At 67.2% G+C, this 15,853-nt stretch carries 13 protein-coding genes; 6 read left to right on the top strand and 7 right to left on the bottom strand.

Translation table 11 applies throughout. From position 1 onward, the window contains the following. Positions 1-28: 28 nt before the first annotated feature. Positions 29-616 (bottom strand): SCP2 sterol-binding domain-containing protein, encoded by a 588-nt coding sequence (locus tag H6717_37000; protein MCB9582696.1) that lies wholly within the window; start codon positions 614-616, stop codon positions 29-31. An 85-nt stretch (positions 617-701) separates the two neighbouring features. Beyond that, on the bottom strand, positions 702-2,057 hold the full coding sequence (locus H6717_36995) for a hypothetical protein (protein ID MCB9582695.1): 1,356 nt from the start codon (positions 2,055-2,057) through the stop codon (positions 702-704). 27 nt (positions 2,058-2,084) lie between these two features. Between H6717_36995 and H6717_36990 the strand changes: the two genes are divergently transcribed. Both H6717_36990 and H6717_36985 read left to right on the top strand, forming a co-directional pair. Then, on the top strand, positions 2,085-2,612 hold the full coding sequence (locus tag H6717_36990) for a hypothetical protein (GenBank protein MCB9582694.1): 528 nt from the start codon (positions 2,085-2,087) through the stop codon (positions 2,610-2,612). Positions 2,613-2,616: 4 nt separating this feature from the next. Next, positions 2,617-3,417: a hypothetical protein gene (locus H6717_36985; GenBank protein ID MCB9582693.1), complete on the top strand. Its 801-nt coding sequence runs from the start codon at positions 2,617-2,619 to the stop codon at positions 3,415-3,417. Position 3,418: 1 nt separating this feature from the next. Here the strand turns inward: H6717_36985 and H6717_36980 are convergent, their stop codons facing one another. Further along, positions 3,419-3,676: a PilZ domain-containing protein gene (locus H6717_36980; protein MCB9582692.1), complete on the bottom strand. Its 258-nt coding sequence runs from the start codon at positions 3,674-3,676 to the stop codon at positions 3,419-3,421. A 106-nt stretch (positions 3,677-3,782) separates the two neighbouring features. On the opposite strand from H6717_36980, the gene H6717_36975 reads away from it, so the two are divergent. Further along, positions 3,783-4,736: a hypothetical protein gene (locus H6717_36975; GenBank protein MCB9582691.1), complete on the top strand. Its 954-nt coding sequence runs from the start codon at positions 3,783-3,785 to the stop codon at positions 4,734-4,736. Between the two features lie 173 nt (positions 4,737-4,909). After that, a complete protein-coding gene (locus tag H6717_36970; GenBank protein MCB9582690.1) occupies positions 4,910-5,593 on the top strand; it encodes a lipid-binding SYLF domain-containing protein in 684 nt (227 codons plus the stop codon). Here H6717_36970 and H6717_36965 read toward each other — a convergent pair. After that, entirely contained in the window at positions 5,590-7,539 is a 1,950-nt protein-coding gene (locus tag H6717_36965) for a DUF3857 and transglutaminase domain-containing protein (protein MCB9582689.1), read from the bottom strand. The genes H6717_36970 and H6717_36965 overlap by 4 nt on opposite strands. Continuing rightward, positions 7,536-8,561 (bottom strand): hypothetical protein, encoded by a 1,026-nt coding sequence (locus H6717_36960; GenBank protein MCB9582688.1) that lies wholly within the window; start codon positions 8,559-8,561, stop codon positions 7,536-7,538. The genes H6717_36965 and H6717_36960 overlap by 4 nt, the downstream gene beginning before the upstream one ends. A gap of 64 nt (positions 8,562-8,625) precedes the next feature. On the opposite strand from H6717_36960, the gene mfd reads away from it, so the two are divergent. Beyond that, positions 8,626-12,246 (top strand): transcription-repair coupling factor, encoded by a 3,621-nt coding sequence (gene mfd, locus H6717_36955; protein MCB9582687.1) that lies wholly within the window; start codon positions 8,626-8,628, stop codon positions 12,244-12,246. On the opposite strand, the gene H6717_36950 is transcribed toward mfd, so the two are convergent. Both H6717_36950 and H6717_36945 read right to left on the bottom strand, forming a co-directional pair. Then, entirely contained in the window at positions 12,233-13,651 is a 1,419-nt protein-coding gene (locus H6717_36950; protein MCB9582686.1) for a serine/threonine protein kinase, read from the bottom strand. The two genes, mfd and H6717_36950, sit on opposite strands and share 14 nt — an antisense overlap. Before the next feature lie 23 nt (positions 13,652-13,674). Next, positions 13,675-14,637 (bottom strand): tetratricopeptide repeat protein, encoded by a 963-nt coding sequence (locus H6717_36945; protein ID MCB9582685.1) that lies wholly within the window; start codon positions 14,635-14,637, stop codon positions 13,675-13,677. Between the two features lie 68 nt (positions 14,638-14,705). Here H6717_36945 and H6717_36940 point away from each other — a divergent pair, with 68 nt between their 5' ends. Next, the gene (locus tag H6717_36940; GenBank protein MCB9582684.1) at positions 14,706-15,851 is read left to right on the top strand and encodes a hypothetical protein; all 1,146 of its coding nucleotides are present in this window, start codon (positions 14,706-14,708) and stop codon (positions 15,849-15,851) included. Positions 15,852-15,853 lie beyond the last annotated feature (2 nt).

Genomic DNA, 15,853 nt, shown 5'->3' with positions numbered 1-15,853 from the left:
GGATTCGCCAAAGGCGAATCCCCGAGAATCAAACAAACACGCCAGACAGCGCCATCGGGATTTGGGCGTTGCCTACGATCTTGATCTTGCCGCCCATGGCGAGCTGCATCGGGTTCTGCTTGCCCGTCTGCATGTCCAAGAAGTCGTTCATGGAGCACTCCAGGCGGCAATCCGGTGCGTCCAGGTTCGGCTTGGCAGCGCCGGGGGTGATCACGAGCTTGTGCACCTTTTCGTCGTCGGACACCACGAACGCCACGCTGCCGGCGATGCCGCGCACGAGCTTGGCGCGCTCTTCGTCGACGGTGATGGCCTTGAAGGCCATCACCTGCTGCTCCGGCTTGATGGGCTCGTCTTCTTGCTGCAGCGCGGCCTGCACGAAGATGGGCGTGAAGTCGTCCTCGGACACGGTCACCTGGATGATCACGTCGTCCTTCTGACCTTCGGAGACCACCAGCTCGCCGGCTTCCAGAGTCAGCGTCCATTCTCCCGCGCCCGACACCCGAAACACCATCGAGCCGGCGCTGGTCTTGCCGGCGAAGGCGCTCTTCATGGCCTCGAAGCGCGAGGGGATGTACTGGGTGAAGAAGTCTTTCGGCGTCTCCGGAACGTCGCTCATGGTCCTCTCCTGGGCGCCGAAAATCAGGCGCGGGGCGGCAGATGATCACGCTGGCGCGGGCGCGTCAAGGACGCTGCGCCGAGCCTCACTTCACGATGGTATCGCAGCCCACCACGATGTCGATCTTGGCGTCCGTCGCCTTGGACAGGTCTTCGCACGCCTTGCCGATCAACACGATCTGATCCTGGGCGTCGTAGTCCCAGCAGGGTGCGGCCTCGCAGGTGTCGTTCTTGTCCGTGCGCTTGGGCACGGTCGTCTTCACACCGTTGATGGTCACCTCGACGTTGACCTTGTCCTTGTTCACGGTGGTCTCGCCGTTCTGGGGCTCCGGCAGCTGGTACACGCAGCCCAAGGCCTTGCCGCGGATGTCGCTGATGGTCTGCGCCAAGGCGGATGCGTTGAAGTTGCCCTGGGTCAGATCGAAGTGACAGGCGAGGGACGGATCCGCCGCGGACTGGCTCCAGGTTCCGTCGCAGCCGGCAGGAACCGTTTCCTTGGAGCCGGCCAGGGCAAACGCGCTGAGAGCGCGGCGCATGTAGTACGGCGGGTCGTTCGGCGAGCCCGGTTTCGTGTCCGAGCCGGGCACGCCTACCACGAAGGTCTGCACAGGCTTGTTCGGATCGTCGTGGGCGTTGCCGAGGAGGCTGATCACGCTCTGCGGATCCTCCCAATCCGGACAGTTCACCTGGTCCATGAAGCCCGGACGGTTGGATAGCGACGTGCAGCCGAAGCCGCCATCGCTGATCAGCAAGATCAGACGGCTACCCTGCGTCGGGTACAGCTGGAGCGCGTCGATGGCCGCCTTCAGGGCATCGTAACCCGGCGTCGAGTCGCCCACAGGTTGGTGCGAGCTGAGCCAGTTGTAGATGTTCTGCCGTACGCCCGGCGCGCTGCTCTTGTTGAAGCCGGTGTCGGTCAGCGGAACCTGCGCCAGGGCCGACACGCCGCACCAGACGTTCAACCCGAGAAGGCACGTTGGGCCGGGCACCTGCCCTGCGGGGTACACCAGGAGGCCCAGCGACATGTTGTCGAAGGCTGGCGTGTCGATGGCCTGCACGATGGCCAGCTGCGCCGCGGTCCACTTGCCGGATTGGGCCATGCTCAAGCTCTGGTCGAGCACGATGAGCATCGCAGCCGGTGCTTGCTTCGCTTCCGCGGAGTACTCCGCACAGGCGCTGTCCGCCGTGAGGGCGCCGTCGTTGACGGGGGCGTCGATGACGCCGGAGTCGCTACCGCCGCTACCGCCGGTCGACGCGTCATTGCCGGCGTTGCCACCGCCACCCCCGGGCGATGCGCCGCCGTCACTGGCGCTGCAACCCGACGCCATGGCCAGCGCCACGACCACGCTCACGCCCCCCGCGACCAACGCACGCCCCACTGCCACCATCGGCTCCTCCAAGGTATTGCCCTCGCTCCGCCGCGCGAGGGCTTTGAAAGCCACGGCTGACAAGTGTACCACGGGGAAGTGATGGCATCGGCGGAGCCGCCCGAGAGCGAGTCGCCCAAGGGCGATGCCGATGTAGGTGGTGCACCGCCACCGGTGATCCGCCGCAGCAAGCCGACACCCAAGAAGGCGTTCTTCGGTCGCTTCATGCTGGGTCATCTGATCGCGTATCCCGTCGGCTTCCTCACCGCCGTGGCCGCCATTCCGCTGGGGATGATCGTGCGGAAGCGAGAGCTGATGGACGTTGGCGCCGCGGGGGCACACAACGGCTTCATCCGCGACGCCACCAAGGATCTGGCGCTCACCGCGACGGAAGCCGCACAGGTCGAGATCGTGCTCGGCTTCTGCATGTGGGCGAGCGCGGCAACGCTGCTCTTGGTGCACCTTTGGACGCTGCCCTGGGCCGTGGCAGCAGCGCGAGCCGTGAAGCACCCGGAGCGGGAGCCGGCGGCCGCGCGCGCTTACAAGCGCTTCACGTGGCTCACCGGAGCCACCTTCGTGCTGGTCGGGGTGGCGGGGGTGATCGGGTGGGTGTGGGTGCTATCGTTGTGACGGAATGACGCGCACCACCACGCTCTGCTTCCTCCTGCTGTCGACGGCGTGCTCGAGCAAGACGGAGGATCCTGCCACCAGCAAGGACTCGGGCATTCCCTCCGTGATCCTGGACGGCGGTGGCTCGATCCCGGATCCCCCGGATGGCTCCGCCGCGTGTCAGTCCGGCAGCTGCAACTACCAATCGCAAGATTGCCCCAGCGGCCAGACCTGCGTGCCCAGCGCTTCACCGCCGGCAACAGGAGACTGGCCGCCGAGCTGCGAGAACGCCGGCACCGTGGGCGAGGGACAGCCGTGCAGCGGCTGGAACGACTGCGCGGCGGGCTCGTTCTGCGTGGGAGTGAGCCAGGACGCCGACGGCGGCGTACAGCCAGGCACGTGCCGCAGGCTCTGCTGCGGTGGCGACTGGACGGCCTGTGGCGTCGGACAAAGCTGTATCCAGCAGCTCTACCTGGTACGCCCCGGCGGCGGGGACCCGGTGTACGCGAACGCCGACGTGTGCGCTCCCGTGGGCACGTGTGACGTGCTCGATCCCAAGTCCTGCAGCGATCCGAATCGCAGCTGTCAGATCGTGGATCCGGTCGGCAACGTGGCGTGCGCCCCCGCCGGAACCGCCGCGATTGGCGCCGGTTGCTCCGAGAAGGTGTCCTGCGTCGCCGGCGCCAGCTGCGTGGGCGGAACCTGCCGCCGCTTGTGCAAGGCAGAGCTCGGTCTACCCGAGCCGCCGTGTCCCACGGAAGAGGGCGTGTGCGTCCATTTCAAGCGGGACCCCGAAGGCGTCGGGGAATGCACCCACGTGCAGTGAGCTAGTGCCGCTGAAGCTCGGTGATGGCGTGCGTCTCGCGTGCGCCCAGCAAGCCGAACTGCACGCCGAAGCCGTCAGGCTTCGCCCAGCGAACCACGGCGGGAAGCCGCGCCTCTTGGGGCAATCCGGGAAGCTTCAGCACGATGGTAAGCTCCAGTCCGAAAGGCAACGCCTCACCGCTCTCGATGAACATGCCGCCCAGCGATATGTCCTTCGCCATGCCGTTCACGGCAGGTCGATCTTTGATCAGACAGCTCACGGGGAGATTTACCGGAGCGCGAGCGTGCTGGCGTTTCTCATGCACGGATCACCTCGGCCGAGTGGGCCACGGCAGAAGAGCAGGGGGACGCCGATCGTGAGGCGCCGTGGCTAGCGAAGTCAAGACGACGAACGACGGTGGTCAATCTTCGCCGCCCCGCGAAATGCGGAGCAAGAAGCGACGCGCCGGGGGCGGCATCCGGCGTCACCTCGAGGGCTGGCAGGCCGGAGCGGTCGCGGTCGCCATCGCGCTGATTGGCCTCAGCCTCGGAATGCGGCGCCCGGTACCGCCCAACATGTTGGTGCTACCGCAGATCGAGCCGCGCGCCCTGGCGCGTATCGAGGGGGAGGAGGCCGCGCTGGCCGACGCCGCCCTGAGCCAAGAGCTGCCCTACGAGGTGCGCGCGGCGGGGGAAGCCTTTCGCCACTACGGCGCCGCCGTCACCAAGGGCGACACGGGCGCCGCGCTGGAGGCGGAGAAGGAGCTGCGCGGTCTGCTACGCACCTCGCGGGACAAGTACGGGGACGACGCCGTGCTGAAGCTTCGAGCGGTGCAGACGCGGCTCTTTCTCGAAGCCCTCACGCGCTTCGAACAGAGCGGCAAGCCGGACGCCGCCCTCGAAGAGCTGGCCGGGAATTTCGCCCACAAGGCGCGCCGCGCCCACTGGCTCGACGAGCACGGCCGGCTCTCCGCCACGCGAGCGGAGCGCGAGACGCTGTTTCGCATCCGCTGGACCGAAATCGCGGATCTCCGCCACGAGCGCGCCTTCGCCCCGGCCCTCGCGGAGTGGCAGACGTACTACCGCTTCTTGCTCCAGCACCCCGGACCCGGCGGCGCCGACGAGCAGCTCCGCGTCGTCACGGCGCTCGAGCGCGTGGATCCGAGCTATCCCGCCATGCTCTCCCGCGGCGTGCTGCTGTTCCGGATGGGACACTTCCAAGCCTCGGAGCAGGCGTTTCGCGCGTTCTTGGGCCGGCACCCCAGCGGACCGTGGCGCCTGCGCGCAATGAATTACCTGGCTGCAGCGGTGCAAGAGGTCAAGGCGCGCCAGACCCCGTGATCCCCCACGGGACATTTTGTTGTTTGTTGGCGCGCCGCGAGCACGTCCGGGACGGGGTTCGCGCCGGACCAACATCAAGCGGCTGATGGACGTCACGAGTTCGACTTCTGGACTCCCGGACCATTGTCAGAGACGAAGCCCGGCCACAAATCACGAACGTCATGCGTACGCCAATGTTCCGCCGCTTGCTCCTCGTGCTCACGCTGCTGTTGGTGTCGGGGTGCTATCGGGAAGCGACACCGGCTACGGCGGGCGACTCGCCACAGCAGAAGATCGTGGATCGCTCGGCGGCCGCGGTCACCCGCATGCGCGAGAGCGGACACTTTCCGGGCATGGAGTATTTCGTGCAGAACGCCCGCGGCGTGCTGGTGTTCCCGCGATTGATCAAAGCAAGCTTCATCTTCGGCGGTGAAGGCGGCAACGGCGTGCTGCTCGCTCGCAAGGACGACGGCGGCTGGAGCGCGCCGGCGTTCTACTCCCTGGGCGCCGGCAGCGCGGGCTTTCAGCTCGGCTATCAGGAGGCCACGGTGGTGTTGTTCTTCATGAACGACGCCGCGTTGATGAGCGCCATAAACAAGGGCCTCACCCTGGGGGCAGACGCCAGCGTGGCCGCCGGCACCCTCGGCGACAGCGGCGAGGCCACCAGCGCGAAGACGTCGAAGGACCTGTACGAGTTCGCGGACGTGGGCGGGCTGTTCGCCGGAGTGGCGCTGGACGGCACGGTGGTGGCCGCGCGGGAAGAGTTCAACCGCGCGTATTACGGACCGGAAGCGACCACCCTCGGCATCGTGGTGCAGCACCAGTTCGAGGCGCCGGGAGCCACGCCCCTCGAGCTCGCCCTCGCCCCGAAGCGTTAGCGCGTCAGCCCAAACCAGATCCGGGATTGGGTCCCCATCTGGCGCAAGAAGCGATTGAAACGTTCGAGATCCGTGGGGGTCACGTGCTGGCGGTGGAGCGCGAGGCGCGTCTTCACGTCGAGGGCGGCGTCGTCCTTCTCGTAGCTTCGTGAAAGCGATCCGAAATCTGACGAGAAGTTGGCGCTCGGTCCCGTGAAGCCGATGTGAAACTCCGGCGAGAGCTCGTAGCGGATCTTGGACACGTACAGCAGGCCGGATGCGTTGTACGGCTGGTGGCGATTCGCCGTTTGTAGATCGTTCGTGAGGTAGGGGAGGAAGTCCTCGTAGTCGACGAGCTCTTCCCCGGCCTTCGGCGTCTGCTCCGGCGGCCGCTCCACCGTCCACAAGATCTCGAGGGGCGCGTCCACGTTGTCCACGTTCTGGAGCTGGATGACGGGATGGAGCTTGTCGCCAAAGGCTTGGCGAAAGCCCTCCTCGGCCCATTGCACGCGCTCCGCGTGGTCCTTGGAGGTGAGCACACCGCGGAGCGAGGCAGCGGCACCGGCGAAGTACTTGCGAGATCCCGTCTCGCTCATCGCCCCGGAGCTCTTGACGGTGCGCTGGATGTCGAGGTGCACCTCCCAGCCATATCTGGGCGCCGGCAGCGTGGAAGGCTCCGCGCTGCCGTCCTCCGTGATGGGTAGGCGCACGGAGCCGGCGAGCACCCCCGGCAGCTCGGTGTGCGGCGAGCTGGGCGCGGTGAGATCCACGCACTGCTCTTCCTCGCTCACGTGGGCACACGCGATGAGATGATCGAAGTAGATGCCGGACGGCACCAGGAGCTTTTCCACCCGTTCCCGGCGAGTGGAAACCAGCACTGGATACGCATCCAGACCGGCCATCTGCGCCATGTCGACGAACAACGTGGTCATGTCCTTGCAGTCGCCGAAGCGGCGCTGAAGGGTGAGCGACGAGGGCCTCGGCACGACGCCACCGGTACCCTGCTCGAAGCCGACATAACGGATGTTCTTGGTCACGAAGCGATGGATCTTCTCGAGCTTTGTCTGGTCCGTGTCTTCCGGGCTCAGTAGATCCGCGAGGGCCTTCTTCACCGCCGGAGCGCTCGTGCGTTCCTTGGCGTAGACCTTCGCCAGCGTCTGCCCGAGCTCTTGCCAGGTAGTCGGTTGAGAGATGATCAGCGCGGGCAGCAGGTCCTGGGTGGGAGGCTGATCGGGATCGTCCGGCAGCGCTGCGACGTGCGACAGCTCGAAGAGCACGCTGCGATCGCTCGTCTTGCGTTCGCTGAGGCCGCCGTGGTCCGTTCGCCAGGCCGGCTTGACGGAGTCGTCGTCCCAGCTGACCTCCACCTCGAAATGCTCCAGCGCGCTGAAGGTCTGCGGGTAGAAGATGGTGGCCCAAGGCAAGGGCGATCGCCGCGGGTCGTGCACCAGCCGCGCCTCGAGCAGCGAGATGGTGCCGGGCGCGAGGGATTCGAAGGGGATGATCACCTGCACGTCGTCGGTGAACAGATCTGGCGACCCGTCCGTCTGCACCACGAGGTTCTTGCGCGGGACGGCGACGACGCGCCCACCCGGGAACAGCGTGTGCGCGGCTAGCAACGTGATGCCCGTGTCGGACGCGTCGAACCACACGGACTCGTTGCCGTCGTCCTTGGCGCCGGTGTCCGTGAGGAACAGCCGCGTGCGCGTCAACGTCTCCACGATGGTTCCGTCGCGACGGAACTGGAGCTTCGACTTGAACAGCAGCTCTCGCGAGCTCGCGTGCTCCCGCTCCAGCGTCCGCTGGCGATCCGGAGTGGGAGCAAGGCGGTCGAAGCTCCCGGCTTCGAGCTGTCGCAAGCGAAAGCCAATCAAGCTGGACAGCGGGGCTCCGTCGGCGCGGGCGGTGGGAGAGCTGACCAGCAATAGCCACAGGCCGACCAGCAGCTGCACGGTGCGAGACTTCATGGCGCCTCCGTGAGTCGCAGACTGCGAGCGACCCGCTCCACGTCGTCTTCCGTCTTCGAAGGGCCGAGAGCGACGACCTCTACGTAGCGGTGACCGACGGACGTCGTCATCACCCAGGCCACCTGCCGCGGCAGACCCCCCGCGTAGCGCGCGGCGGAAGCCATCACCATGTCCGCTTCGGGCAGGAAGAATCGCTCCTCCCGAACTTGCAGCCCGGAGCCGACCTCGTCCTTCATCATCGATCGGCGCACGTCGACGCGGCCATCCAAGGTTTGTTCGCGATCGTCATACACGTAGACGGAGACCTGCTCGTTGGGCTCCGGACCCAGGAGCTCGAGGTCGCCTTTCGAGCCCGTCATCAGAGTACCCGGCGCGACGCGCACCCAGCCATTGCTCGGCGCCTCCAGGGAGTAGAGCATGGACGCTCCTCGCACGCGGCTCCCGGAAGCGACGGCCGTACCACGTAGCCGCGCGACCTCCGGCATCAGGCCGAAGAGCACCAGCGCCACGTAGCTCATGCCCGCGAGCAAGGGGATGGCGTAACCCGGACGGATCGGGCTCCGTACCAGATCCACGTCGTAGGCCTTCACGCTCTGCCAGATAGCGCGGTTGAGCACCAGCCACGGAATGCTCTGGATCACGATCCCGACCAGCGAGAGCACCGGCGAAGTCTTGGTCAGGACGTAGCCGAAGGAGTTGCACAGCATCATCCCGAGCACGTAGTTGCGGGGATTGGGTCCCAGGCGGTCGGCCTCCACCGCCCAGTGCTTCGCGTTGGCGGCGATGTTGTGGATCACGAACAGATTGGCGATGGGAACCACCGAGCCGATGGTCCACGGCCAAGGGGAGTGACTCCGCTGCAGCAAGCGGGACACGCGGTGGCTGAAGGCCATGGCCCACACGCCCGCGGTGACCCAGAACAAGAGCGCGAGCGCGATACCGTTCGGCGGCTTCTCCACCGCCATGCGCTGCTCTGACGCAGACGTGTCCGCAGAGAAGGCCCGCCCCGAATCGTCCGTCACGACTGCAGCATACCGCGTGTGCGGCGAGCTTCCATGATGGACGACGTGTGCTGTCGGATCGCCGATGTGGGTGCTATACGCACGTCCCCGCATGAACGAGTCGGAGGCCGCCATCGACGTCGGCGTGGAGCCGCCCAGCCTGCCCGAGGACCGCACGGTGCTCACCCTCGCCCAGCTGGCGAAGCAGGCGCTCGCCCGCCGGGAGCCGCTCCACGTGGTGGGCGCGGAGGGCTGCGCCCCGGCGCTGGTGGCGCGAGCGCTGGCGCTCGGAGGGGCGCCCAGCGTGCTGTGCGTGGTGTCGGACACCGAGGCAGCGCGCCGCACGGCGGCGGATCTCGCGTTTCTGAGCCGTGGTCTGCCGGTGGGGCCGCACCGTGAGCCGGTGCCGAACGCGGGGGAAACCCTGAGCCTGCTGCCGCCGGAGACGCTGCCCTGGGCGGAGGTCCACTCGGATCGGCGCGCTCAGATGCTACGCACGGCCACGCTGGCCCACCTGGCGGCGGGCCGCCCTTGGCGCTTCGCCGTCACCACCGCCAGCGGCTTGCTGCGCAAGGTGGTCCCGCCCAAGGCCCTGCGCCACGCCGCCGTGGAGCTCGTGGCGGAGGACGAGATCGACGTCCGGCGAACGACGGAGGCGCTCTCCTTCGGCGGCTACCTGCGGGTCCCAGTGGTGGAGGATCCCGGTAGCTTCGCGCTGCGCGGTGGGATCCTGGACGCCTGGGCGCCCAACGCGGAGCTGCCCGTGCGCGCGGAGCTGTACGGTGATCTCGTCGTCTCCTTGAAGGAGTTCGACCCCGAGGACCAGCGCACGTTGTCGCAGGTGGAGCGGGCGTGGCTGCCGCCGGCGCGGGAAGCCGTGGGCACGGTGGAGGCGGAAACCCGAGCACGGGAGATCGTGCGCTCGCTGTGCGATGGCGTGAACTACCCGTCCACCAAAGCGCGGGCGCTGGTGGAGGACGTGGCCACGGGGCGCGCCTTCTTCGGCCTGGACGCGTACTTGCCGGCCTTCTACGAGCTGGTTCCGCTGTGGCGCTACCTGCCGGAAGGGACGGCGATCGTGCTCGATGATCCCACCCGTGGCTTCGGTCGGGTACGAGAGGAGCTGGAACGAGCCCGGGATGCCGTGGCGACTCTGGCGGACAAGCCGCACTTCGGTCTCGACGCGCTGTACGTCGGCGAGGACGACGTTGCCCGGGCGCTGGTGGAGCGGCACGTGGTCGCCACCCATGTCACCGGCGTGAGTGGTAGCGCCGCGGGCGCCCTCGACGCCCTGGAGCTGTCACCGGTGGACGCGCCCAGCCTGGCGCTGCGCGGGCACGACGACCTGGGCCGCGCGGTGAAGGCCGCGCGCTCCGCCCGCGGCAAGCAGGGGGCGCTGGATCCGCTGCTCCGCCGCATCGAGGCGTGGCGGGACGCCGGGCTCGGCATCGCCATCGCGGCGCGCGCGGCCACCCAGGCGGAGCGCGTGCGTTCGCTGCTTTCCCACCGCGGCGTGCTGATGGACGACGAGCCCGGCGCCGTGCACATCGTCACCGGCGAGCTGGCCCGCGGCGTGATTTCCCCCGCGGAAGGCTTCGTGCTCGTGACCGAAGAAGAGATCTTCGGCCAACGCACACACCGCCGACCCGAACGCGCGAAGAAGAGCGCCCGCGCGGTGCTCGAAGATCTGCGCGCGCTGACGCCCGGCGACTACGTCGTGCACATCGAGCATGGCATCGGCCGCTACCTGGGCCTGGAGAAGAAGGAGATCGGCGGCATCGGCGTGGAGCTGATCGTGGTGGAGTACAGCGGCGGGAAGCTGTTTCTGCCGGTGTACCGGCTGAACCAGATCCAGAAGTACTCCGGCGGTGAGGGCGCACCGAAGATCGATCGGCTCGGCGGGCAGTCCTTCGCCAAGACCAAAGCAAAGGTACAGCGGCGCGTTCGTCAGATGGCGGACGACTTGCTCAAGCTGTACGCGGAGCGGGCGGCCTGCAAGAAGGTGCCGCTGGACGCGCCGGACGACGAGTACGCCACTTTCGAGGCGAGCTTCCCCTACGAGGAAACGCGCGACCAGGCCGTGGCCATCAAGGACGTGCTGTCGGATCTCGAGAACCAGCAGGTGATGGATCGTCTGGTGTGCGGCGACGTCGGCTTCGGCAAGACCGAGGTCGCGCTACGCGCGGCGTTCCGCGTGGCCATGGAGGGACGGCAGGTGGCGCTCTTGTGCCCCACCACGGTGCTCGCCCAGCAGCACTACCTCACGTTCTCTGGACGTCTCTCGGACTACCCGCTGGACGTCCGCGTGCTTTCGCGGTTCACCAACAAGAAAGAACAACAAGCCATCATCGGCGGGATGCGCGATGGAACCGTGGACGTGGTGGTGGGTACGCACCGCTTGCTCAGCAAGGACGTGCACTTCGCGAACCTGGGCCTGTTGGTGGTGGACGAAGAACAACGCTTCGGCGTGACGCACAAGGAGCGGATCAAGCAACTGCGCGCCACGGTGGACGTGCTCACGCTGAGCGCGACACCAATCCCGCGCACGCTGCAGATGGCCGTCGGCGGGCTGCGGGACATGTCCATCATCACCACACCGCCGGTGGACCGGCGCGCGATCCGCACCATCACCTCGCGCTTCGACGAGCACGTGGTGCGCGAAGCCATCGAGCGGGAGCTGTCCCGCGGCGGTCAGGTCTTCTACGTGTACAACCGCGTGGAGGGCATCTACGAACGCGCCGCGCGGGTGCAGGCGCTGGTGCCGCGAGCCAAGGTGGCCGTGGGGCACGGGCAGCTGAGCGAGACGGCGCTGGAACGCACCATGATCGACTTCGTGGATGGCGACTACGACGTGCTGGTGGCCACCGCGATCATCGAGAGCGGGCTCGACATTCCCCGCGCCAACACCATCATCATCGATCGCGCGGACATGTTCGGACTCTCACAGCTCTATCAGCTCCGCGGACGCGTGGGCCGGTCGAGCGAGCGCGCGTATTGCTACCTGCTGGTTCCCCCGCCCAATCAGATGAGCGACGACGCGCGGAGCCGCATCGAGGCCCTCGAGCGTTACACGGAGCTCGGCTCGGGTTTTCACATCGCCACCCTGGACATGGAGCTCCGCGGCGCAGGAGATCTGCTCGGCGCCGACCAGAGCGGGTTCGTGTCCAGCGTGGGCTTCGACCTGTTCGTGCAAATGCTGGAAGAGGCCACCCACGAGCTTCGGGGCGAGCCAGTGGTGCACGCCGTGGATCCGGACCTGTCCTTCGACGTGGATGCGCTCTTGCCCGACGACTACGTGGCGGAGGTGGGCGTGCGGCTCAGCTTGTACAAGCGCCTCGCGAGCGCGGCGGACGAAGCAGAGGTCGCAGACCTCGCGGCGGAAATGGAGGATCGCTTTGGCCCGCCGCCCACCGAGGCAAAGCACTTGGTGGAATTGATGCGCATCAAGACCGAGCTTCGGCGCTTGTGCGTGCTCGGCTGTGAGGCGTCCGCGAAGAGCGTGACGCTGCACCTCAGGGACGACACGCCGCTGGATCCGGTGAAGATCGGCGAGTTGGTGGCGCCCAAGAAATCGCCGTATCGCTTGGCTCCGGACGGCCGTCTCACCCGCCGCGCCAAGGAGGACGAACGCGTGCGCGACGGCATGGAGCTCGCCGACCGCATGCTCGAAGAGCTCTCGAGCTGCGTGCGCGCTACTCCCGCGTGAGGTTCGAGAAGTCGCTCGGATTCTTGGTCGGCTCGGGAGGCGGCGGAGCCGGCGGTTTGTGCGTCGCTGCCGGACGATGCACGACCTTGGCAGGCTGTTCCGGCGCCGGCGCGGAGGCGGAGGGCGGCGGCGGGGCGGACGCCAAGGGTTGCAGCGTGGTCTCTGGCGTGGGCTCCGCCGTCTTCGCGCTGGAGGCGGCGGTGATGGGCTCGGGAGCGCGGCCTCCGCTCGTTCGAGAAAGTGCAACCACCGCGGCAATCCCGAGCACGCCCAGCACCACCGCCACGAGCACGAGCGGCCGGCGGTTCGGTGTCTTGGTTTCGCCAGGTGAGTCCACCGACAGGCTCGACACTTGCGCGACCGAATGCGTGGAGCTCGGCCGTTCCGGCTCTGGGGCAGGCAGCGATTGGGACGCCTCCCGCATGAAGGACCGAACCGAATCGACGCTGCTGTGGGACGCCGTCTCCAGGTCCGCCACAGCCGCAGCACGTTCCGTGAGCGAGCTCGCCGCGACCTGCTCCACCCACTGACCAACACGGGCTGCGGGTTCGAGTCGCACCGCATGTTCGAGAGCCAGCGCCATCTCCTGCGCGCTCGCGAAGCGAGCATCGGGATTCGCGGCCAAGCCCTGCATGACGATGGCGTCCACCTCGCTCGGGATGCCTGGGACCAATGCGCTCGGCCGCTGCACGTTGCCTTCGAGGATGCGGGCGACCATGGCTCCGGGGTCGTCCCGAGCGAACAGCTTCTTGGCGGTCAGCGCTTCCCACACCACTACGGCGGCGGCGTATACGTCCGTGCGTCGATCCACGGCCCGCTCCCGAAGCTGCTCCGGCGCCATGTACGCGAGCTTCCCTTTGATTTGTCCTTCGCGGGTGGTCTGAATGCGGTTCTCCGCCTTCGCGATGCCGAAGTCCGTCACCCGCGAGATGCCATCCACGCCCACCAATATGTTGTGGGGCGAGACGTCGCGATGAACGATGTCGAGCGGCTCCCCACGCTCGTTCTTCGCCTCGTGCGCCGCATGCAGGCCGTTGAGCATGTCCACGGCGATGCGCGCAACCACCGGCACCGCGATGGGCTTGCCGAAGGAGCGCCGAAGTCGCGAGAGCGCTTCCCCCTGTACGTACTCCATGACGAGGAACAGCTCACCCTCGAGTGCCACCACGTCCAACACCGGCACCACGTTGGGGTGGCGAATGCGCGCCGCCAGGCGCGCCTCGTCCAGGAACATGGAAACGAAATCCGGATCCTGCGCGAAGGACGCATGCAGCCGCTTGATGGCGACCGTTCGCGAAAACCCCACGGGACCCAGGAGCCGCCCGAGGTGCACCGTGGCCATCCCACCGGAGGCGAGAGCCGTGTGCAGCGCGTAGCGCCCGATCGTACGCGGAGCCTCAGCCATCGGAACGCACGAGGATAGCAGGCTCAGAAGCGCCCGGTGAGGTAAGCGCCTGTCGGACCCACCACCGCCCGCGCATGGGCGTGATTTTCTTGAGCATTGCCCACGACGAACAGTGTCACCCCCGCGGCTACGGCAGCCCCGCCGCCGATCAAGAGCAACCGCGCCAGGTTCTCTTTGGAGCGGCCGTCGTCGATGCGACTCTGGGTACCCGGTGGGCACTGGCCGTTGGGGCAGTCACCACTGACGCTATCGAAGTCCTTCCCGGAATCGATCCACAGGTACGTGCCGATGCCCCCCGCCACCACGCCGGCTCCTCCCACGATCAGGCCGATCGTCGTGAGCGGGCTGGAAGACGTGCCTTCATCCCGCTCGGGGTGGCTTGCAGGTGGCTCGACCGGCGCAGGCAGTGCCGAAGTGTTCGGCAAGTGCCACGACACCTGTGCCCGAACCTTTTCCCCTATCGCGGCGCTGACGGCCTGATGGAAGCTGGCTCCCGAAGGAGACGCTCCCTCGAACACGTGTTCCCCTGGGGAGACGAGGATGGGCGTGCCGATCTCGGCGTCGTCCAGGGCACGGCCATCGAGGGTCACCTTGCCTTCCGCCTCGGCTGGGCCGGATATCTCGAGCGCGACCAAAGCCACCTTGGAAGAGAGCGCGCTCATGCGCTCGGCCGCCAGCTTTGCGCGGGGCCCGTCCTTCGCCGCCTTCGCTTCTCGAGCGAGCTGCTGATAGTGAAGATACGCCCGCTCCGGCTCGCCCGCGCGTTCTTCGGCCATGGCCCAGCCCTGCAGCGTGCCGCGCGCGGGATCGAGCTCGTAGCTCGCCTCGAACTTGTTCGCGGCCTCTTTGAACTTGCCCGCCTCCGCCAGCGCCACCGCTTCGCGAAAGAGCGCGTCGGCCCCGGCCGCAGCCGCCCCACCTTCCGCCGCCGCCGGCGCGGCGAACAGCAGCGCCGCGAGCACCAAGGTACGAGACAGGCGCACCATCGGCAGCAAGTGTACCCGACGGAGCCGGTACTTTGCACGACGCGCGAGCAGAGCTAACCTGTGCCGGCATGCGACGCTGGGTTCTCGCCGCCCTCCTGGCTCTATCGGCGGGCTGTAGTCGCGACTGGGAGGGGTTCACCGTAGCGGACGGTGTGGCTGCCGACTCGGGCGTCGAGAGCGGCGCGGACGCAGGCCAACAGCAGGGCTGCAGCGCGGGTGAGAAGGACTGTGGCGGCGTGTGCGTGAAGCAAGATCTGGAGCACGGTTGCGGCGAATCCAGCTGCTCGCCTTGCGCGGTGCCGAACGCCACCGCCAAATGCGATCCATCCGGAAGCTGCGGCTTCAGCACCTGCAACGTCGACTTCGGCGACTGCGATGGCCTCGCCGCCAACGGTTGTGAGGTGAACCTTCTCGCGGACCCCAAGAATTGCGGAAGCTGCGACAAGGTGTGCAACGGCACGAACCAGACGCCGGTCTGCAATCAAGGCAGCTGTGAGATGAGCTGCACGACGGGCTTCGGCGACTGCAACGTTTCCGCAACTGACGGCTGCGAAACGGACCTGCAATCGGACGCGACCAACTGCGGTTTCTGTTTGAACGCTTGCCCTACCGGACAGGTCTGCCAAGAGGGCAAGTGCACCACCAACTGTACGCCTCCCTTCACCCAGTGTGGCGACAGCTGCGTGGAGGTGAACGACAACCCGCTTCACTGTGGCTCCTGCGACCACAAGTGCACCTCTCCGGCGGGCGGCACTGGCGTATGCGTGCAGGGGAACTGCAACTTCGTGTGCAGCTCGGACCTGACCAAGTGCGGCTCGGGGTGCGTGGACATCAACTCGGACCCGCAGAACTGCGATGGTTGTGGCAAAGGCTGTTTCGCACCCGCCAACGCCAGTGGCGTGTGCGTCGGCGGTGCCTGCGATTTCTCGTGCAACGCCCCCTACACCAAGTGTGGCTCGGCCTGTCGCAACACCCAAACCGACATCGACAACTGCGGCACGTGTGGGCAGATATGTCCGGTGCCAACGAACGGCGAGCCCGTGTGCAACTCGGGCACGTGTGGGATCGTGTGCATTCCGCCTTACGTGGCGTGCAGCTCTCAGTGCAAGAACTTGAAGACGGACCCGCAGAACTGTGGTGGCTGCGGCGTCGCCTGTGCTTCGGGAGCCGCTTGCGTATCTGGCAAGTGTTTGGGGATCAACGACCCCAACTGAGC

It is taken from the genome of Polyangiaceae bacterium, from assembly GCA_020633235.1.
Classification (GTDB): Bacteria; Myxococcota_A; Polyangia; order Polyangiales; family Polyangiaceae; genus JACKEA01.
This window is presented reverse-complemented; position numbering and strand designations above follow the sequence as displayed.